This is a genomic window from Pseudochrobactrum asaccharolyticum (genome assembly GCF_003314995.1).
GTDB classification, from domain to species: Bacteria; Pseudomonadota; Alphaproteobacteria; order Rhizobiales; family Rhizobiaceae; genus Pseudochrobactrum; species Pseudochrobactrum asaccharolyticum.
In genome coordinates this window covers 100,710-121,286 of record NZ_QNRH01000009.1, presented here as the reverse complement: position 1 = coordinate 121,286, position 20,577 = coordinate 100,710, and the positions used below count along the sequence as shown (strand labels likewise).

Annotated in this window: 18 protein-coding genes; 7 read left to right on the top strand and 11 right to left on the bottom strand. The window is 49.4% G+C overall.

All coding sequences use genetic code 11. The annotated features are described in order from the left end of the window. Positions 1-78 precede the first annotated feature (78 nt). The 3 genes from DFR47_RS18200 to DFR47_RS18190 form a co-directional block, all read right to left on the bottom strand. Positions 79-723 carry a response regulator transcription factor gene (locus DFR47_RS18200; RefSeq protein ID WP_113945926.1) on the bottom strand — a complete coding sequence of 215 codons (645 nt, stop codon included), beginning with the start codon at positions 721-723 and terminating at the stop codon, positions 79-81. 7 nt (positions 724-730) lie between these two features. Next, positions 731-2,104 carry a sensor histidine kinase gene (locus tag DFR47_RS18195; RefSeq protein ID WP_113945925.1) on the bottom strand — a complete coding sequence of 458 codons (1,374 nt, stop codon included), beginning with the start codon at positions 2,102-2,104 and terminating at the stop codon, positions 731-733. A 313-nt stretch (positions 2,105-2,417) separates the two neighbouring features. Further along, a complete protein-coding gene (locus DFR47_RS18190; RefSeq protein ID WP_113945924.1) occupies positions 2,418-4,016 on the bottom strand; it encodes an ABC transporter substrate-binding protein in 1,599 nt (532 codons plus the stop codon). 245 nt (positions 4,017-4,261) lie between these two features. On the opposite strand from DFR47_RS18190, the gene DFR47_RS18185 reads away from it, so the two are divergent. The 3 genes from DFR47_RS18185 (at position 4,262) to DFR47_RS18175 (ending at position 8,003) form a co-directional block, all read left to right on the top strand. After that, on the top strand, positions 4,262-5,929 hold the full coding sequence (locus DFR47_RS18185) for a phosphoethanolamine transferase (protein WP_113945923.1): 1,668 nt from the start codon (positions 4,262-4,264) through the stop codon (positions 5,927-5,929). Between the two features lie 77 nt (positions 5,930-6,006). Next, on the top strand, positions 6,007-6,669 hold the full coding sequence (locus DFR47_RS18180; protein ID WP_113945922.1) for a response regulator: 663 nt from the start codon (positions 6,007-6,009) through the stop codon (positions 6,667-6,669). After that, a complete protein-coding gene (locus DFR47_RS18175; RefSeq protein ID WP_113945921.1) occupies positions 6,666-8,003 on the top strand; it encodes a sensor histidine kinase in 1,338 nt (445 codons plus the stop codon). Before DFR47_RS18180 ends, DFR47_RS18175 begins: the two co-directional genes overlap by 4 nt. A gap of 8 nt (positions 8,004-8,011) precedes the next feature. Here DFR47_RS18175 and DFR47_RS18170 read toward each other — a convergent pair whose 3' ends face one another. Then, entirely contained in the window at positions 8,012-8,890 is an 879-nt protein-coding gene (locus DFR47_RS18170; protein WP_113945920.1) for a methylenetetrahydrofolate reductase, read from the bottom strand. Positions 8,891-9,190: 300 nt separating this feature from the next. Here DFR47_RS18170 and DFR47_RS18165 point away from each other — a divergent pair, with 300 nt between their 5' ends. Further along, on the top strand, positions 9,191-11,413 hold the full coding sequence (locus tag DFR47_RS18165; RefSeq protein WP_113945919.1) for an OmpA family protein: 2,223 nt from the start codon (positions 9,191-9,193) through the stop codon (positions 11,411-11,413). A gap of 155 nt (positions 11,414-11,568) precedes the next feature. Here DFR47_RS18165 and DFR47_RS18160 read toward each other — a convergent pair whose 3' ends face one another. Continuing rightward, complete coding sequence (locus tag DFR47_RS18160; protein WP_113945918.1) at positions 11,569-12,027, bottom strand: Lrp/AsnC family transcriptional regulator; 459 nt, start codon at positions 12,025-12,027, stop codon at positions 11,569-11,571. Positions 12,028-12,165: 138 nt separating this feature from the next. Between DFR47_RS18160 and DFR47_RS18155 the strand changes: the two genes are divergently transcribed. From DFR47_RS18155 to DFR47_RS18145, 3 genes are all read left to right on the top strand, one after another. Further along, positions 12,166-12,906, top strand: a complete 741-nt coding sequence (locus DFR47_RS18155; RefSeq protein WP_113945959.1) for an AzlC family ABC transporter permease — start codon at positions 12,166-12,168, stop codon at positions 12,904-12,906. Next, the gene (locus tag DFR47_RS18150) at positions 12,903-13,202 is read left to right on the top strand and encodes an AzlD family protein (RefSeq protein ID WP_113945917.1); all 300 of its coding nucleotides are present in this window, start codon (positions 12,903-12,905) and stop codon (positions 13,200-13,202) included. The genes DFR47_RS18155 and DFR47_RS18150 overlap by 4 nt, the downstream gene beginning before the upstream one ends. A gap of 256 nt (positions 13,203-13,458) precedes the next feature. After that, a complete protein-coding gene (locus DFR47_RS18145) occupies positions 13,459-13,761 on the top strand; it encodes a hypothetical protein (RefSeq protein ID WP_113945916.1) in 303 nt (100 codons plus the stop codon). Positions 13,762-13,830: 69 nt separating this feature from the next. On the opposite strand, the gene DFR47_RS18140 is transcribed toward DFR47_RS18145, so the two are convergent. The 6 genes from DFR47_RS18140 to DFR47_RS18115 are packed head-to-tail and all read right to left on the bottom strand — an operon-like array spanning position 13,831 to position 20,428. Then, complete coding sequence (locus tag DFR47_RS18140; protein WP_113945915.1) at positions 13,831-14,382, bottom strand: hypothetical protein; 552 nt, start codon at positions 14,380-14,382, stop codon at positions 13,831-13,833. 57 nt (positions 14,383-14,439) lie between these two features. Then, positions 14,440-15,243 carry an ABC transporter ATP-binding protein gene (locus tag DFR47_RS18135; protein ID WP_210207340.1) on the bottom strand — a complete coding sequence of 268 codons (804 nt, stop codon included), beginning with the start codon at positions 15,241-15,243 and terminating at the stop codon, positions 14,440-14,442. A 1-nt stretch (position 15,244) separates the two neighbouring features. Continuing rightward, positions 15,245-16,258 carry a FecCD family ABC transporter permease gene (locus DFR47_RS18130; RefSeq protein WP_113945913.1) on the bottom strand — a complete coding sequence of 338 codons (1,014 nt, stop codon included), beginning with the start codon at positions 16,256-16,258 and terminating at the stop codon, positions 15,245-15,247. Continuing rightward, positions 16,258-17,214 carry a FecCD family ABC transporter permease gene (locus tag DFR47_RS18125; RefSeq protein WP_210207339.1) on the bottom strand — a complete coding sequence of 319 codons (957 nt, stop codon included), beginning with the start codon at positions 17,212-17,214 and terminating at the stop codon, positions 16,258-16,260. Before DFR47_RS18125 ends, DFR47_RS18130 begins: the two co-directional genes overlap by 1 nt. Positions 17,215-17,246: 32 nt before the next feature. Beyond that, the gene (locus DFR47_RS18120; RefSeq protein WP_113945911.1) at positions 17,247-18,224 is read right to left on the bottom strand and encodes an ABC transporter substrate-binding protein; all 978 of its coding nucleotides are present in this window, start codon (positions 18,222-18,224) and stop codon (positions 17,247-17,249) included. Beyond that, positions 18,218-20,428, bottom strand: coding sequence for a TonB-dependent receptor plug domain-containing protein (locus tag DFR47_RS18115; protein ID WP_113945910.1), 2,211 nt, complete (start codon positions 20,426-20,428; stop codon positions 18,218-18,220). The genes DFR47_RS18120 and DFR47_RS18115 overlap by 7 nt, the downstream gene beginning before the upstream one ends. Positions 20,429-20,577: the final 149 nt, after the last annotated feature.

The window sequence follows — 20,577 nt, the reverse complement described above, 5'->3', positions numbered from 1 at the left end:
ATACAATAGTTATTTCACGCATATCGCAAATATAAGAACACAATACAATACTAATATGATCAATGCAGAGTACTCTGTTTAGGGGTCAATAATTTTATTTTTAACTGCCTCTTTCACAGCTTCGGCTCTTGAATGTACATTTAATTTTTTGAAAATACTCTTGATATAATCATTGACCGTATGGTCTGAGATTTGCAACGCTACAGCAATATCTGCACTCTTTTTACCATCAACGAGATGCACCAGCACATCGATTTCCCGCGGAGACAGTTTCTTCGCATTCACGCCCGGTGCTGCATTCTGCTTTCTGTTTTCAATTCTCTGTACTAATCGTAATTTGGCATCGACCTGCGTGAGGAAAACCCCCATATCCACCGGCTTCACCAGATAATCATCAACACCGGCCCGATAGGCTGTAAGAATACGGTCACGATCTGCAAGCGCTGACAGAAAAAGAAAGGGTATCGCGCTCAATTCAGCAGTGCCTGAGCGCACCTGCCCAAGTAATTCTAATCCGTCCATTTCCGGCATCAGAATATCCGAAATAATCAAATCCGGAATTTGCTTTTTCAATAAAGCTAATGCTGCAGCACCATCGCTTGCTTCAACGACATCATGTCCAGAACGCTTCAATTCCCGAACCAATTCTTCGCGAATATACTTTTCATCTTCGACACACATAACCAGTGCGCGGCCGTTCGTCCCTCTGAAACGATCAGTCATCTCTGTGTTATCCTCCCGTTACCGGCAGTCTCAATTCAAACTCTGTATGGCCTTCACCTAAAGCGGCTAAATCCAGCTCACCGCCGTGCATTTCTGCAATTTGCCGTGAAAAACTCAGTCCAAGACCACTGCCGGACAAATGCGCGACATTACTTGCACGATAAAACCGGCTGAAAATCTTATCCGCTTCACTTGCCGGAATTCCTGCACCAAAATCCTTAATACGACACGAGAAAACATCTTCCTCACAACGAACCACAACGATAACAGGTTGATCCGGAGGGGAGTATTTTTCAGCATTCGCAAGGAGATTGATGATGATCTGCTCCAGCAGTGTTTTATCACCATGATAGGGAAATGCCTGAACTTGCTGATCAAAGTCAACAGTACGCTCCGCATAAATTTCCTGATGATAGGCAATGGTCTGGCTGATCATCTCCACCAGATCAAAGTCTGACTTGTTCAGCTTGACCCCTTCATGATCAACAATCTCACCGCTGATTGTGCTTTCAACTATGCGGGACAGTCGGCTCACGGATTCACGAATTCTGCCTGCCGCTTCAAGCACATTAGGCTCATCAATATCTTGTGGATGCCGTATAAAACGCTGGGCAATCAGATCAATAATCGCCACCGGCGTTTTAAACTGGTGTGATACAGTCGTCAGAAATCCCTTATAAATCTCATTGGCTTTTTTCTCATTTTTTAGCGCCACGCTCAAAGCGTTAGTGCGCTGTTCAACGATTGCTTCAAGCTCTTCCTGATAGCGGAGCAACTCCTGATTAGCGCGATTAGCCGAATTAATATTAACGATGAGCAACCATGACAGCAATCCGCCCACCGTTGTCAAACCGAGGACTGCCGCTGTAATCAGATAAATAATCTGCAATTGCCGGTCGCGGTTCGCACCACCGGCATCTCTTTCATAAATCATTGAAAGATTGGCAATCCTGCCGAAATCACTAAATACCGGCTGAATTTCACGGTAAAGTGACAAAATATCTGACAGTGCAAAATTATCGCCCGTTCCATAGCGCTGCTCAACACGCCCGACAGTCTCAATAATGTTTTTCAGTTGTGTATCAGCACCGATCTTTTGAAAATATTCAAGCTGCGGCCCTTCGCTCAACAGCTTGATACGGCTTTGCAAAATTTCCAGTCGCAGCAGCACCATGTCCTTATCAGCATTATCCAGCAGCAATGCATCACTGAAACGACGGGTTTCCCGATCTGCCTGATTGACCGCCCAAAGCATATTCTCGCCGACATAGCTTGCCAGACTGCGCTCCACACGCAGCAACTGATAAAAGGCATAGCCCAGCATCAGGCCAAATCCCAGCATCACAATAATCGCCAAAGTGTAAGCGCGTTTGATGTTCATTGAACCTGCATATCTGTCATTGGATACGATAAATATCAAAGAAATGTACTATTCCGGTGATCATCATCACAAGGTCGGCGCAAACGGATAATCTGCATGTCTTGCATGATACATTGTGCAGCTGTGTGCAACTCAATCTGTATTAGATGTAAATTTTTTGATAAAACAGGTGTTAAAGAGGCGCTGTTAATAACGCCTCTTTAAGTGCAGACCAGAGCGCCGTGAGCCATATCTGGCTCACAAAGGTCGCCCTACACTTTAAAACCAGTGCATAATTTCACCTTAAACTGATCCAAGTTTAAGGAATTATGCCCTAAGACTTTTCGATCACCGCATAAGAGTGGCTGTCCGGCAAACTGCCGATACGCATACCGGAGATATCCTTACGCAGAACCGCTGTTGCAATTGGCTGCAGCATAACCACAAACGGGCTGTTCTGCATAAATTCCCGCTGCAGCTCTTCATAAAGCTTAACACGGGTTGCCGGGTCTTTTTCATCGCGGGCAGCCAATGACTTCTTCGCAAAATCAGTATTCTGATAATGTGATCGCCATGCGAATGATTTGGTCGTCGCATTATCGGAATTGTCAGGGTTATTGCAGAAGACATCCGCATTTGTGTTCGGATCAAAATAATCGGAAGCCCATGATGTCAGTGCAATTTCATGCTCACGCGCACGCATCTTTGTCAGAACCTGACGGTTTTCTGCGGCTTTCAACTCGACCTTAATACCAATTTGAGCGAGATTTGCCTGAATGGCCTGTGCAATGTCCGGCCAGGGCTGATTGGAATAATGATCCATCGAAACCGTAAACCCGTTAGGCAATCCCGCTTCAGCCAGCAACGTTTTGGCCTTTTCTATGTCCTGACTATAAGGCTTGTCATCAATAGCACCGGCAAAACCCTGCGGAATGATTGATTGATGCACTCTGTTCGTCAGAGGCACGATATTCTTTTGAATACCGTCATAATCAATCGCCCATTTCATCGCCTCCCAGACTTTCGGGTTTTGCAGATTTTCAATTCTTTGATTCAACGACATCAGATTGATACTGGCGGAGGGTTTGCGTACGAGAACGAAAGCCTCATCATTATCGATTGCACTCAGCTGCTCCGTGGTAAAATTACGTGCAATATCCACATCACCTTTGCGTAGCATCAGTAATTGTGACGCCGGATCGGCAATGTGACGTAATATAATACGCTTTACATTACCTTTATACGCGCCATGCGGATTAACAGTGAGCGTCACACTCTCACTCGGCTTCCACGATGCCAGAACCCATTCACCGGAGCCCGCACTGTTTTTCTGCAACCATGCATTCCCCATGTCATCGCCGGTTGCATTCTCCAGTACAACCTTCTTCTCCACAATCGACGCAGAAGAAGCCGAAATACAGTAGAGCAAAAAGGCCAGCGAGGTCGGACTGTCCAGACTGATTGTTACCGTTTCATCATCTAGTGCCTGAACACTGGATTCCACATTGTCTGGTTTCAGCCCGAACTGGCCGATAATGAAAGCAGGTCCCTTATTAAGTTTAATCAGACGCTGAATCGAAAATGCCACATCTTCAGCGGTGATTTTATTGCCGCTTGAAAATTTCGCTTCTGGATTGATTTTGAAGGTGAAGTTTTTTCCTTCCGCATCACCTTCCCAGGACGTGGCTACAGCCCCGTCGATTTTTTCAGGATTCTCATAATTCGGACGCACAAGCCGCTGATAAAGATTGTTGCATAGCTCACTGCCCACAGATTCAAAACTCTCATGAGGGTCAAGGCTGCTAATATTATCGAGTGTCTGAGCAACAACTAAAATATCCTGACGACCCGCTGCAAAAGCAGGCAACATATTCGCATAGGATAAGAATGGTATAGTAGCAGCACCCGCCAGAAAATGACGTCTTGAGATCATAATTATAACTCCTCCACATTACTTTGATCATCGACATTCCCCCGACAATCAATTCGATGGTAAAATAGAACAGATAATACAACAACTTATATTCTGAGTATATTCCAATCAAAACAATAGCATGCTTCGTATGCAGGCTTTTCCTGCGCACCTTTTTCCTGATCCATCACGTCCGTTCAGGTTGGTGTCAGCAAAACCGTTCACTCGTGCAGTCCAAAGAAAAAGCATTTCAAGGACGATGAGTCATGACATTGAAAATTCCGGCAGATTTACGCCGCCCGCATATTGAGAGTGTCACCTTAAGCATTATCGTTGCCGGTTATCTTACCGCAGTGAATAATGCGACTTTCTGGCAGCGTTCGCAGGAATTATTACCGACTGGCGCCCTGCTGGCGCTCGTCGCAGGGCTTTTCTGTCTGTTAGCAGCACTTTGCATCACCATTTCGGTAAAATATGCAACCAAGCCACTGTTCATCCTGCTAATTATGATTTCAGCGACCGCATCATGGTTTGTCGATAAATTCGGCACCATTATTGACGTAGAAATGTTGCAAAGCGCTATCGACACCACCAATGCCGAAGCCGGACATCTCATCAGCTTCGGCTTTATCCGTCATGTCTTGCTGTATGGTGTTTTACCTTCTCTGCTGATTATATGGGTAAAGATTGAGCACCGCACATTTTGGAAAAAAGTTAAGCAAAACTCGGCTTATATTTTTCCGGCGCTGATCATCGCGGTTACAATTTTTATGCTCAATGCCAGCACGTTTACATCTTTAGGTCGCGAGCATCGGGAATGGATTGCAACGCTTAATCCGGTGATGCCGATCGGTAATGCTGTGAAACTCGGTATTCGCTCAAGCAAAAACCAGAATATTATCGTTGAGCCTATCGGCACCGATGCGAAAATCGCATCCATTACCTCCGGCACAAGAAAACCAAAGCTCACCATTGTTATTGCCGGCGAAACTGCGCGTGCGGAGAGCTTTTCTCTTGGAGGCTATAAGAAAAATACCAACCCTGAACTTGCTAGCCAGGACATTACCTATTTCTCCGATACCAGCAGTTGCGGGACGATTACTGCCGTATCCCTGCCATGCATGTTCTCTGTCTATACACGTGACGATTACAGCCATGAAAAAGGACTGGCGACGGAAAACCTGCTCGACGTACTCAAACATGCCGGTGTGCGTGTAGAATGGTGGGATAATAATACCGGAGACAAAGGTATTGCCGACCGCGTGACCAGTGAAGCGCTGTCCGGCTCAGACAATCCGAAATATTGTAAAAACGGCGAATGTCTGGACGGCATTTTTCTGGATAAGCTCGACGCATGGATGCCGACGGTCAAACAAGACACGGTTCTGGTTCTGCACCAGCTTGGCAGCCATGGCCCGGCTTATTATCTGCGCTATCCCGAAGAATATCGTCGCTTCACACCGGATTGCCAAAGCGCGGAATTTTCAAAATGCAGCCGTGATGAAATTCTGAACGCCTATAATAATTCGATCGCTTATACGGATCATATTGTTTCATCGGTGATCAATAAGCTCAAAGATCAGCAGGATACGCTCGATACATCATTGATCTATATGTCCGATCACGGTGAATCCGTTGGTGAATTTGGTCTGTATCTTCATGGTGCGCCTTATTTTGTGGCACCGTCACAGCAAACACAGATCCCTTATGTCTTGTGGCTCGGAAAAGATGCCAAAACCACAATCAATCAGGACTGTCTCGCCAAAGAAGCGCCTCAACCGCAGTCGCACGACAAACTGTTTCATACAGTCCTTGGTCTGATGCAGGTTAAAACACAGGTTTATCTGCCGGATTTGGATACGCTTGAATCCTGCCGTTTGAAGACAACAGACCCTGTCGTTGCACAAAAACTTGAACCGCAAACCGCTAAATAAAGACTTGAAACATGCAATAAGGTGATGGATTGTCCGCGGACAATTCATCATCAAGGCTAATTGCCGGAGAATATTGCGTGAGAGTTCTGCTTGTCGAAGACGACGACACACTTGGTCAGGCTGTCCGTGATCATGTTCTGGCCAGCGGCCATGCCCTGGACTGGATGCAGACGGCAGAAGATGCGGCACTGGCTGCCACAAGCGTCAGCTATGGTTTGATCCTGCTCGATCTGCGCCTGCCGGATGGCAGCGGCCTCGATATTCTCGCGAAATTACGTCTCGCCAAGAATCCGGTGCCGGTGATTATCCTCACTGCGCATGATCAGATATCAGATCGGATAGAGGGGCTGAATGCCGGTGCTGATGACTATCTGGTCAAGCCTTTCAATCTGGATGAACTGACCGCACGTATGCTGGCGGTATCGCGCCGTTATGGCGGCAATAGTGCATCCGTGCTGCATGTCGGTGACCTCGAGATCAAAATCACAGAGCGCAATATCCTGTCGCCGCAGGGAGAAATCATTCTGTCAGGCCGTGAATGGGCTGTGCTGGAATGTCTGCTGCACCGCTCCGGCGCGATTGTTTCCAAACCCCAGATTGAAGAAGCACTCTATGCTTTCGGTTCGGAAATTGAGAGCAATACGGTCGAAGTCTATATCAGTCGTTTGCGCAAAAAACTTGGTTCTAACCGTATCAGTACCGTGCGCGGTGTCGGCTATAAAATTGAGGACAAAACATGAAGTCTCCCAGCCTGATCGGACGCCTCATGTTCTCGGTCACCGCTGCGGTGGTGTCTTTCTGGATTGTTGCCGCGGTCGGCGGCATTATGGTGATGAAGGACGAATTTGCCGAAATTTTTGACAGCGCGCTGCAAGAGACAACCGAGCGATTAGCCCCACTTATCGTTGATGATATCCAGCATGGTGACCATTCCGATGAGGTTTTATCGCTGGAAAACAGTGCGCAAGCCTCATCCCGCCAATATCTGACCTATCAGGCGCGTGATGCGAATGGCAAAATACTGGTTCATTCCTCAGACATTATCAAAGGTCCGTTTCCCGCCCCTCTGGCTGAAGGTTTTTGGGAAGATGATGACGCGCGTTATTTTACGGTAGCCGCAGCCGATAATACGATCTTCGTTCAGGTTGCAGATCAGATGAAAAACCGGCGCGAGGCCATCAATGAAGGTGCATTAGCACTTCTGCTACCGATCCTCGTGCTGGTGCCGCTCAGCCTTTATATTATCCGTCTGGTGGCACGGCGTTCGGTCAGCTCTATCGGTGACCTGCGACAGGCGATTTCCGAGAAAGACAGCGGCGATCTCAACCCTATCCAAACCGAAGGTCAGGCTATTGAATTACAGCCGATTGTCCATTCTGTGAATATTCTGATGGGGCGTGTGCAATCCGCTCTTGAAGCGGAGCGTGCTTTCACAGCCAATAGTGCCCATGAATTGCGCACTCCGATTGCCGGTGCGCTGGCGCACACACAATTGCTGATGACCGAAGTAAAAACTGCATCAGGGCAGGCACGGGTTGAGCAGATTGAAGCATCGCTGCAAAAGCTGAAAAGACTGGTTGAGAAGCTGATGCAGCTGGCACGCGCCGAAGCCAATATAGCGCTGGCCGACAAACCGGCTAATCTGTTGAATGTGCTCGATCTTCTGGTCGAGGAATACCAGCGCAACATGCAAAATGATGAGCGGATTATCTATGAGCGCAGCGCTGAGGCACGTCTTGTTAAACCCGTGAATGAAGATGCTTTTGCCATCGTCATACGTAACCTGATTGAAAATGCTCTGCTGCATGGTAAGCAGGATGAGCCTGTACTGATCCGTGTCGGGAAGAACAGTACCATTCATATTATCAATGGGGGTAAGAGCTTGTCGTCTGAAGAGCTTGCCAATGCGCAGAAGCGATTTGGCAGAGGAACAACGTCAGCACCAGGCTCCGGCTTAGGTATGCCGATTGCCATTGAAATTGCGGAACAGATGCATGCGCACTTACAGTTCCTGTCACCGGCTACGGGACGCATTGACGGCTTTGAGGCGATACTTACATTCCGGTCCGCATAAGCCCATAGTCAAGACGAACGCTGTCGTAATTGCTCATTCATCCATGTGACACTCTCCGCCACACCGCCAAACGGGTAGAGGTGGAAATAAACCTGCCCTAAATCCTGCTTTAACAACAGTGCGTTCAAATCTTCCCAATAACGGTCAGCAACAGAGCGACGCATCAGATTAGCCAGAGACAAACCATACCGACGCATAATCGAAGCGGAAGCAACAACGCCAAACTGCTTAGCAAAACGCAGCAGTTTGGCGGCATCTGCCGGCCCCGGAATCCCGACCCGTACCGGTGTATCAATCCCTTCACTGCGTAAACGTTCAATCCAGCGGACAATCGCCTGGGCATCAAAACCAAACTGCGTGGTGATCTCAACAGAACACTCCGCTTGTCTGAGATAATCAAGTTTCCATTTCAGACAGCGCCAAAGCTCCTTTTGATCGATCTTCGGGTGTCCTTCGGGATAACCGGTGATAGCAACATGACGGATACCAAAGCTCTCCACGATCTTGCTATTGAGAAGCGAGAGAGAATCCTGAAACGGCCCCGCTGGCTGTGCCGGATCACCGCCCACAAGGAGAAAGCGTTTTGGCGCTGCCTCTTTAATAAGATTGCTCAACAACTGGTCACGATCTTCCACCGAGAGCAAACGGCGTGATGAAATAATCGGCACCGGCTCGAACCCGCAATCACGGATAGTTTTAGCCGCATGAATGCGCTGAGCGTGATTTTCATTACCCAGAAATGCGATATTAATTGCTGTCCCTTGCGGGATTACCTGCTGTGCAGCAACAATCTCCCCGATGGCCTTACCGGTAATTTCCAAAGTATAAGGGAGGCATGGCAGCTGTATTACGCCCTGCTGCTGATGCACGGAAGTGACATGATCCATACCTGATCCCTTATTGAAAAATTACGCGTTTTTATCAGCAACCTTATATCTGCTTTTATAAGCCTTTTAATTTCAGGCAAGCATTTAAAAACGACACAATTCAACGCAGATTATTGCTCACAATCATCACCATGAAGCGCTGCCATTCAGCAAAGGTTCATGAGAATTAAACTAACGCTTTCTGCGTGCCAGCGAAATTTGCTATAATTTTACAGAGCAAATGACGGTACCAGGCGTTGTTTCATTCAGAACTGATGAAATACAACGCATACAATTTCTGCCTTCCTAAGGAGAGGGATTATGAGTCTTCGTTCCAAACTGCTTGCAACGGTGGTACTTCCGGCGTTTTCAGCATCATTCATGATGCAACCGGCTATGGCAAATGCACAGGAAACACCGGTTATTCTTGCGCAGGACAACAGCGGTCAGTCATCGGATGATGAGCTGCTTCGCCAGCAACAGGCAGAAGAACAAGCCCGACAAGCGGCGGAACAACAGCGGGCTGCTGAAGAGGAAGCACGCCGCCAAGCTGAAGAGCAACAACGTGCTGCTCAGGAAGAGGCACGTCGCGCCGCTGAGGAGCAGCAACGCGCTGCCCAGCAGGAAGCAGAACGACAAGCCGCAGAACAGCAGCGTGCTGCACAGGAAGAGGCACGTCGCGCAGCCGAGGAACAGCAACGCGCTGCTCAACAAGAGGCAGAACGGCAGGCCGCCCAACAACAGAAAGAAGCTGAAGAACAAGCTAAACGCGCAGCGGAACAACGGCGCGCAGAGAAAGCTCAAGCCAAACAGGCTGCAGAGCAACAAAAAGCGGCTGAGGAAGAAGCAGCCCGACAGGCTGAAGAGCAGAAAAAACAGGCAGCTGAACAAGCGCAGCGCGAAGCCGCAGAACAGCAAAAAGCAATTGATGCCGCCGCTGAGAAGCAGGCGAAAGATGCTGCGGAGCAATCTAAGCCTGAAGAAACGCCGGCTCCTCAACCTGAACCAGCCACTCCAGAAGAAGTGCCTGCAGCACCTGCCGAACAGAAACCGGCACCACAGCCGGACGAGCAGCCTGCACCTCAAACGCAACCTGAGCAGCCAGAAACGCAAACACCTGCGCCTGAAGTAAAGCCTCAGGATAATGAAACGGCGCCTGTAAAGCAGCCGGAGCAGGAAGCGCCACAACCAGAGCCGTTGCCTGAACCGGAAGTCAAGCAACCGGTTGATAATCCGGCTCCGGAACCAAAAGCTGAGATTATCGACGAGCGCACAACGGAGCAGAAACAGGACGTTGCCAAAAATCCTGCCAGCACCGATGAAACCATTGTGCTGCCGGTAGAAAATGGTGCCGCTATTCTGGACAGCGACAAAGACGCCGATAATTCCGGTGGCAATCAATCACGTGAAGAACGCCGCAAGCAGCGTGAACAACAGCGTATTGCTGATGAGAATAAAGCCCCGCCACCGGTTACTGATGCCGCTGCGCAGGGTGAAATCCCTGATGCACTGAAAGTTACTTTGCCGGAAAAAATTGAGGCTAATCTCAAGGAAGAAGGCACGCGTATTAAAGAAGCGCCGGTTTTCGTAGTTCCGGATACCACCAATATTATCAATAACAACAACACTGTGATCAATAATACGGTCATCAACAATGTTACGAATGTAACTAATGTGACTAACGTCACGAATGTCAAAGTTATTGAGCAGATTGATAACCGCATCATTCTGGAAACCGGCGATCGCTTCTTCGTCCGTGGTGATGACCGTCCGCGTCTGCGCCGTGATGCTGAACGCACTTATTATGATCAGTTACCGCATGGCCGTACCCGCGAAACCATTGTCCGCCCCGGGGGCTATGAGATCGTGACAATCTATGACCGCTATGGTGATATTGTGCAGCGCTCCCGCATTGACCGCGACGGCAATGAATATCTGATGATCTATGCACCGGATTATGATGATACACCACGCGCAGCGATCTTCGATGTCGGTTATGATCTGCCGCCGATGCGTCTGACCATTCCGGTACGTGACTACATCATTGATGTGGCGACAGATCCTGAGCGTGACTTTTATAACTTCCTCAGTCTGCCACCGGTTGAACCGGTAGAGCGCATCTATTCCATTGATGAAGTGCGCCATTCTGCCCGTCTGCGTGACAAGGTTCGCCGTATTGACCTCGATACGATCCACTTTGCCACCGGCAGTGCAGAAGTCTCGCTCTCTCAGGCTAAAACCCTGCGCAAAGTTGCAGTCGCGATGCAGAAAGTATTAGCGAAAGACCCGGGTGAAACCTTCTTTATCGAAGGGCATACGGATGCCGTCGGCTCAGACAAGTCCAATCTGGTACTGTCCGACCGCCGAGCCGAATCCGTGGCAAGTCTGCTGACAGAAGTTTATGACATCCCTGCAGAAAATCTTGTTACGCAAGGCTATGGCGAACGGTTCCTGAAGATCAAGACACAGACCGCAGAACAGGAAAACCGCCGCGTGACCATCAGACGTGTAACGCCATTGGTTCGTCCTGTCGCCCGACAATAAAAAATAGTCCGGTCAGGTTAAAGCATGTCGCGCTCAAATCTATTCATTTGAGCCACCGCGAACATGCGATAATTAAAAGAATTTAGAGCGAGCGCAGTGGGTATGATTAAACGCAACACGCTCTAAATACCTGACCGGACGCTCCCTCAGCCTGCTTATAAAGGCATGACAGATGTCTGCTTTACGGTTTGGCTCGGAACGTCTGTTTTCAGATTTTGCACGCCTTTAATCCGGCTGAGATATTCTGACTGAAAACGACGATAATCTTCAATAGACTCCGCAACAACGCGGATCATGGCATCGTAGTCACCCAGCATAAAATAACATTCCAGCACTTGCGGTAATTTCAAAATTTCATCCGCAAATTTCTGCAATGTTTCTTCATCCTGCTTATCCAGCCGGATACGGGCGAAAAATGTCAGACTTTTATTGATTTTAGCCGGATTCAAAACCGCCACATAGCGGTCAATTACGCCTGCCTCCTCAAGCAGTTTTACCCGCCGCAAACAAGGCGAAGGCGAAAGCCCGACTTCCCGCGCCAAATCATTATTCGCAATGCGTCCGTCTTGCTGAAGCACCCGAAGAATCTTCTTATCAACCTCATCCAGCTTCATTGGCTTTAAATTCCATATTAATCAAAAATTTTAACAGATGATGCCAAACATCACCGAAACTGTTTAATAATAGCAAGAAAATTGCGATCATAATGGTTTATTTTGCCAATCCTGATCAATTTTTATACCCAGAAAATCATGGACATTTCACAAGTTTATGCGCCGACTGAAAATACAACAGTGCAGCGCTCCGAGTTTTGGCGTGGCGCACAGGCAGGTTTTCCTGTTCTGCTCGGCATTATTCCCTATGCTTTAGTACTGGGCGCACAGGCAGCGCAAAAAGGACTGACGGTTCTTGAGGTGCCGCTTATGACCGGTCTCAATTTTGCCGGCGGCTCTGAATTTGCGGCCATTCAGCTCTGGACGTCACCGCCCCATATTCTGCTGATCGTCGCAATTACTTTTCTGGTCAACAGCCGTCATTTATTGATGGGCGCAGCGCTTGCACCATTCATTCGTCATTTGTCAAAACGCCGGGCATTAGCCGCTTTGTTTTTGATGTGCGATGAAAGCTGGGCTTTAGGTCTGGATGACGCCCGCCGCCGCAAGATGCAAGGTATCTCGAACGGTTTGAGCATGCCGTTTTATCTGGGCGTAGCAATTCCGTTTTACGGAGCCTGGGTCGCATTTACGGCACTTGGCGGTGCCTTTGGCCCGATGATGGGCGATCTGCGGATTTATGGTTTTGACATGGCATTTCCTGCCGTGTTTCTGGTACTGCTTGCCGGTATGTGGAAAGGTTTTGCTGCCGCACGCCCATGGCTGATCAGTCTCGTAGTTGCCGCCACAACTTATCTCACAATACCCGGTGCGTGGTATGTTGCAGCCGGCGCCCTCTCCGGTCTGATCGCAGCCTATCTGCTGGCAGGTGATGAATGATTGACCCGATTGTAGCACTCACCATCGTTCTGATGGCTTCGGTCACCTATCTGACCCGTATTGGCGGCTATGTTTTGTTGCGTAACCGCACCTTGAGCAAACGCGCGACAGCAGTCATGGAGGCCGCACCAGGCTGTGTTCTGATCTCAGTTATCGCGCCTGATTTTGTATCCGACAGACCGGCAGATCTGCTTGCACTGGCGATTACAATTCTGGCAGCCACACGATTTTCGATGCTGCCAACTGTCATTATCGGCATTGTCTCAGCAGGCTTGTGCCGCTATCTGATCGGATAAGCTGAAACGCTTTTAATGCTGTTCTTCAGAACATTTGCCAGTCAAGTTGGGTCTGCTTGGCTGGCATGGTACTGTGGACAAGCTAAAGAATAGAGATACGTGTATACTGAGTATGACTAAACGCAACGACCCTCACTAAATCCATATCAGCCGGAAATGATTTAGGCAAAGCTACAACATGGAAAACGGCGTAACGATTACATGTCCCCTGCAGATATAATCACCACACGATTGGTACGCTGTTAAGGATAACCAGTTGAAATACCGAATATTTTTTATATTGCTGGCGATCTTTATTCTTGTGACAGGCAGTTTGAACTGGTTGCTAAATCCCGCGCCGCCGCTCTATCCGTCCATTGGCGGCGGTGGCTATGATCTGTCCAAACCCGTTTATACGCTGCTTTTGCTGGCTTTCACCGGTCTGTGGACTGTGACCATGTTGATTTTTGGCTCGATAAACAAAAGACCGGCCCTGTCACGGCAATATTTTATACTTGCTGCAATTGGTGCATTCAGTGCGATTGCATCTTTTATCGCTTATCAAAGCAATCTCAACTAGCAGCTCCCCTGTTGATTATGAGCTGCCTGTCCGGAACCTGCTCGTCGTTCTGACCTCTCAGGCTCTGTTTCAAGAATTTTCGCTGTCTTGCTTGATGGATTTGAGAATTCTACTTCTTATCAACCCGCTCACCGGACGGATCAGATACCAGTAAGGTGTAAATTTAAGACGGCTGGCAAGGTCAGGACAAAAAACCCGCGTTTCCGTTTCAAGTCTTGTTATATTTTCCCCTTGAGATGCGGCAGAAAACACCAAAGCGAGTTTAGCAACACCTGCCTTATTGAACTGACGATACGCCTGACCATCGCTGACGGGTACAAGCCCGAAATCAGGACGCCAGAACCGACCGATCAGGCCATAGACCAATGCATCATCCCGCTGTTCCAATAAAGTAAAATTGTGCAATCCGAACGGTAGTACAACCTCCGTCTGTTTGTCGCTTATTCGTGCGCCAATACGCATCGGCAGCTCTCGCAGGCCAATCATTTTACGAAAGAACGGATCAGTTTCAGGCTGGTAGGCCGCAGCAGCGTGAAGCACAACAGACGGTTTCGCCATGATCACACAGGAATGTACTTCTCTGAAACCATAATCCGGCAGATATTGCTCAATTAAGCTCATAATACCAACGCCATTACGTAAAAATCCGTCTATGCAATATCTTATAAGGATGTTCCCTTAAACAGTGCAAGTCGCATAGGGAATACAAACAGGTTTGCCGGTACGCGGATCTTCAAAAAAATCCGCTGCAATACCAAACACATCCCGCATGACCTCTGCACACATAATCTCTCCGGCGCTCCCTTGCCGGATGATTGCTCCCTGCCGGATCGCGATAATATGGTCAGCGAAACGCGCCGCCTGATTAAGATCATGCAGCACCATAATAATTGTTTTACAATGGTCCGCATTGAGCCTGCTCAGAAGCTGCATCACATCCAGCTGATGCGCCATATCCAGATAGGTGGTCGGCTCATCGAGCAGAATAATCTCACTGTCCTGTGCCAGCGCCATCGCAATCCATACCCGCTGTCTTTGCCCGCCGGAAAGCGAACCCAGATCACGCTCCGCCAACTCTGTCAGGCTGGTCAGCTCCAGAGCATGACGAATTTTTTCTTTATCCTCATCGCTGAGCAGACCGAAGCCTTTTTGCCATGGATAGCGCCCGTAAGCGACCAGATCGCTGACACGCAATCCCGCCGGTGCCTCCGACATTTGCGACAAGACCGCCATTTTTCGTGCAATATGCTTTGCCGGAAAGTTCTGAATTTCCTGTCCGTCGAGCATAATCGTGCCACCGGAAGGCCGTAAAATACGCGCAAGGTTTTTCAGGATCGTGCTTTTTCCAGAACCGTTTGCCCCCACTAAAGCGGTGATTTTCCCCTGCAATATCTGCAAATCCAACCCGCTGAACACCTGCTCTTCGCCATAGGAAAAGGTGATATTTTTGGCTTCCAGTCCCATCATATGACCCTTAACCATCTCATCGTGACGTTTTCATAAGCAGATACAGAAAATACGGCGCGCCGATCATTGCACAGAAAATGCCGGCAGGCATTTCCACCGGCGCTAAAACGGTACGCCCCAGATTATCAGCAATCACCACAAGGATCGCACCGCAAAGAGCACATGCAGGTAACAGCAATATATGCCTTGCACCAACCAGACGACGGCACATATGCGGTGCCAGCAGGCCGACAAAGCCGATACCACCTGCGACGGCCACACTCGCACCAGTTAAAGCAACAGCAATCGCGATCATCAGCAAACGCTGCCGCCCGACCTGAAGCCCGAGAGCCGTTGCCGCCTCATCACCAAGAGCCAGAATATCCAGCACTTTCAAACGCAGCATGAGCAGTGGCAGCAGACAAATAAACCACGGCAGCAACAGGATAATCTCTTTGTAGGTTTTGCCCGAAAGACTGCCGGACAGCCAGACAAGTGCCTGATCATAGAGGCTGCGGTCGAGACTCATCGCCAAAACCAGTGTCACCGCACTCAGACCAGCATTGATCGCGATGCCGGTGAGCAAAATGCGTGCTGGGCTGGCAGCCCCCTTTTTACGTGCCAACGCATAAATCAAGCTGGCAGACAAAGCCGCACCGCAAAAAGCCGCCACCGGCCGCCACAGTCCTGCAATCAACAAACCGTTTTGCTGCCCATTCTGTTGCATCCAGAGCAGCAGGATGATCATCAGTCCTGCACCGGCACTTAGTCCCAGCAATCCCGGATCAGCCAGATCATTGCGAAACACCGCCTGTAATATTGCGCCGGAAACAGCAAGCCCGCAGCCGGTCAAAATGGCCAGCAACAATCTCGGCAACCGGATTGAGAAAAGCACCAATTCCTGTTGCGGGGTGCCTTGCTGTGATAGCACAGCATAAAGATCATAAAGCCGCAGCGGATAAGACCCCAATTGCAAACTGATCAAGATAGTCAACAACAACAATCCGGCCAATGCAAACAAGGCTGTAGGGGCGCGCATCATCACTTTCATCAGATACCACGCTCATCACGCCATGCCAGCATCAGAAAAAACGGCACGCCAATCAGTGCAGTCATCAAGCCGACCGGTACTTCATATGGTGGATTGATCATACGGGCAGCGAGATCGGCAAAGATCAGCAGGCAAGCCCCCAAAACGGCTGAAACCGGCACAATCCAGCGATAATCAAGTCCAGTCAAAAACCGGCTGACATGAGGAACCACCAGCCCGACAAATCCAATGCCACCGGCAAGAGCAACACTGCTGCCTGCCAGAATGAGAATAGCCAAAGCTGCAACAATACGGACATGCACAATATTCAGCCCTAGCCCTGTTGCCACGTCCTGCCCCAGACTAAGCAAAGAAACACTGCGTGACAGCAACAAGGCAACAATCAGCCCTCCGCCAATCCACGGTGCAACAAACAGCAATTGCTCTTCCTGAACACCTTGCACGCCGCCCGCAGTGTAGAACAATACATCCTGTCCGATTTTATAATAAACAATGATGAAGCTGGTGAATGCGCCGAAAAATGCCGAGACTGCGGCACCGGCAAGCGCCAGTCTGACCGGTGTCAAGCCACCGCGCTGTGCTGAACCCACTAGGAAAACAACGGTAACGCCTACTGCAGCACCGGCAAAAGACAGCCCGATCAGAACTGTGAAGCCAAGCGTCGGGCTGAGTGCCAAACCGAGCACCAGCATGAGACCGGCACCGGCATTCAGACCCATCAAAGACGGACTGGCCAGAGGATTACGGGTTATTCCCTGCATCAAAGCACCCGCTGCACCCAAGGCAGCACCAACGAGCGCCGCAGCCAAGGCACGAGGAATACGAAACTCACGAAGGATGAGATGATCATTATCCAGACCATCAAAAGCAAAAACAGCCCTTACAATCGTCGAATAAGAAATGTCGGCGGCACCGTAACTGACCGATAGCAACAGTCCTGCCAGCAGCAGAAACATCCCGCTCAAAATTATAGTAAAGCGTCTGACCATCACTCGCGGATACCAAATGCCGAGGCAATATCATCAATAATAATGCCTGAGCTGAGCGGGCCGCTGGACTGGTTCCACGGTTCGGTATTCACTTTATAAACATGACCGGACTGCACAGCCGGAAGACTTTTCCATAACTGGCTTTTTTCTATTGAGCCCAGTCGTCCGGCATCTTCGACCATCAAAAAAATCCGGTCAGCATCCATCTGTCCGATCAGTTCGTTAGAAATGGCTTCATAATTCTTATTCAGCGGAACCAACCGGTGCGGCGTGAGTGCTAATTGCTCATAAAGAACCGGCCCCGAACGACGACCGGCTCCGTAAATCCGGATATCTTTCTGCCGGACACGCAACAACAGCACAGTCTCATCAGAATGCTGTGCCTGAAGTATTTGGCGTAGCTTCGCGACACGCTGCTCATAGACAGCAATGAGTGTCTCAGCCTGCGTTTCACGATCGAGCACGACCGCCAGCGCTTTAAGCCAGTCCCGCCAGTCTTTCTCCGGCTCGCGTAACACAATCGTCGGCGCAATAGCGTTCAGCAGCTCATAATTCTGCCCGTGCACCTCGCCGACAGAGAGAATAAGATCAGGTTGAAGCGCTAATATTGCTTCATAATCCGGGCTGCTTTGATCGCCTACAGACGGTGTTGCGTGCAAAGCATTTTTAAGCTGTGCCGCTGCCCCCTGTGGACGTTCCACCGCACCGACCGGCACTATTCCCAGCGCGATCAGGGCTTCGGTATAACTGTTATGAAGTGTTACAATCCGAACGGGACGCAAGCGCAGTTCGCTTTGCCCCGTCAGATGCTGCACGATCTGTGTTGCCGCATTACGGCTGATGATTTGAACACGATTATCATCTGTGGCTTCTGTTACCGCTCGCTGTTTATCCTGTGCTTGCGCAGTAAAAGGCATTGAAGCCGCGCTCAAAAGCGCGGCCAGCAAACAGAACAGCAGTGACAGTCGTGTTACCATTTATAACTCGCACGCACATAATAGGAGCTATAGGAGGGTTCTTTGGTTTCCGTCAGACCAGTAACAGCGCCGGTATCATCAAAAGTCGTACGTTCACGTTTGTCTTTTGTGCGCAGCACATTCAGGGCACTGAAAGAAACAGAGAAATTTTCTGTAATATCAGTACGCGCACTCAGATCGAGCCGGTTCAATGCCGAGAAATGCGTGCGGACATTGGATAGACCATTGTCTTTATTCAATTCCAGAATGTTCTGCGTATAGGCATAAGTCGTATTAAGATTGATACCCAATGTTGTTTTCAAATCCGGCAGATAGTAATCCATCCCGATATTGGAAACAAAATCCGGTGTCTCGCTGAAGCGGCGTTTTTGACCGGTGCGATCATCGGTCAGGCGGCTTTTCATCGCCGTGCCATTGGCAAAAACTGTCAGATTCTCAAGATTCAGGAAATCCCGCGGTGCGCGTGCTTCAAGCTCAACGCCGTAAAGATGACCATTTCCGACATTTTCCGGTGTACTGACCCAGCGGCCGCCGGATGTTTCCCGTGACAGTGCGTTTTCAATTTTATCTTCGAATTTACGCGCATAGAAATTCGCGGAAACAATACCCTGACGATCCAGAATGTACCAATCCGCACCCGTATCCACACCCCATATTTTTTCCGGCGAGGTATAAGGATTGCCGCGCGTATCCGGCTTGGCCAGAGTACCGTCTTTGCTGGTCAGCGATGGTGTCAGATCACGCAAATCCGGCCTGCGCAGGGTTCTGACCACACCAAGGCGCCAGTCCAGATCTTCGCTCAGGCTATATTTATATTGCAGGGACGGGTTATAATCAGTTGCATTGACATCATAATCATTGCCGTCCGCATCTGTCGTGCCAGTACGGCTATGCTCAATACGCAAGCCCGCAGTCAGTTCATCAGGCCCGAAAACCGAGAACTGATCGCTCAGATAGGCATAATAAATGTCTTCCTTGACATTATAGATACGTCCCAGAGTAGGCTCAACCTTGCCTTTACGGAAGCGCGTTTCTTCTTCATCGCGTTTGCTGAAAGAGACCCCAAAGCCACCTTCAACCGCATGACCGCCAAACTGGCTGTTCCAGACGAAGCCAGGGGCAACACGCTGAAGCGAAATGTCGGCTTCCCTGCGATCGGCCTCAGTCTTTGCCGGTGTTTTCGAGAGGTCATATTTCATGCCTTCGCGCGTTGTATCTTCGCTGCCTTTTTGCAGGTCAATAAACAAGCGCGAGCGGGTGTCTTCACTGAAATCATGCGCCCATTCCAGATAACCGGCATAGGTCTCGCGGGTGCGTTTACGCAGTTCATCATTCTGCTCTTTGAGCGTGATCTGATCCTTGTCGAATTTATAAGATGTCTGATCACGCTTCTCATGTGAACGCGAATAAGTCGGCGTGAAGGTGAGTGTATCCTTCTCCGTCAGATCAAATTCAAAACGGCCGGTCAAAAGCGTATCATCAAAACTACGCTCCTGCTGCTCGGTAGAGCCACCGTCAGGCTTTGTGCCGCCTTTACCGAAACTATACTCTGAAGAACTTTCATTAACCCGACGGCGCTGATAGTCGCCACCAAGGAAGTAACGGAAACCGCCTTCAGACCCCGATGCCCAGCCGGTAATATCGCCTGTCGGCCCATTATCGGTCAGATAGCCACCGCCAAGCGACAAACCGGCACCGTTTCTTTCAAACTGGCGCTTGGTGATGATATTTACGGTGCCTGCCGCGCCCAGTGATGCCATATTGGAGAGCGGGCTGCGGATAATCTCAATGCGCTCAATCATCGCCGACGGCAGACGATCCACTTCAAAATTACGACTTGAATCACCGTCAATCAGCGGACGGCCATCAATCAGAACCTGCGTATATTCACGACCGATACCGCGCAACTTGATTTCACGCGAGCGGTTCACACCGGGGAATGTCACGCCAGGCAGACGGCGAATGGCATCACCCGCACTCAGGTCATTAAACTGATTGAGCTGCTCGCCTTCAATAACGGTCATCGCATTCGGCGCTTGTGCGCGGGCATCGAGGGCGTTGACAGCAGAGCCGCGCACCAAATCTTTAATCACAATCTCTTTGAGTTGCAGAACTTCATTCGCTTGCTGTGCAACAGCAGAACTCATCCAGAAACAACCAACAATTGCTGCTGTTGATAAAAGTAACGCCCGCGAGTTTTTCATGACAATTCCACTCAAATTTATATTTGAGTTCTTTTGTCATATTATCGTCACATTCGTCAAGGTGTGTAAGAAATAACGCACAGAGCAATATTCAAGTAACAATCTGCCTCAACACATTGCGGACATGCTGAGGCAAATATACTGCGCCA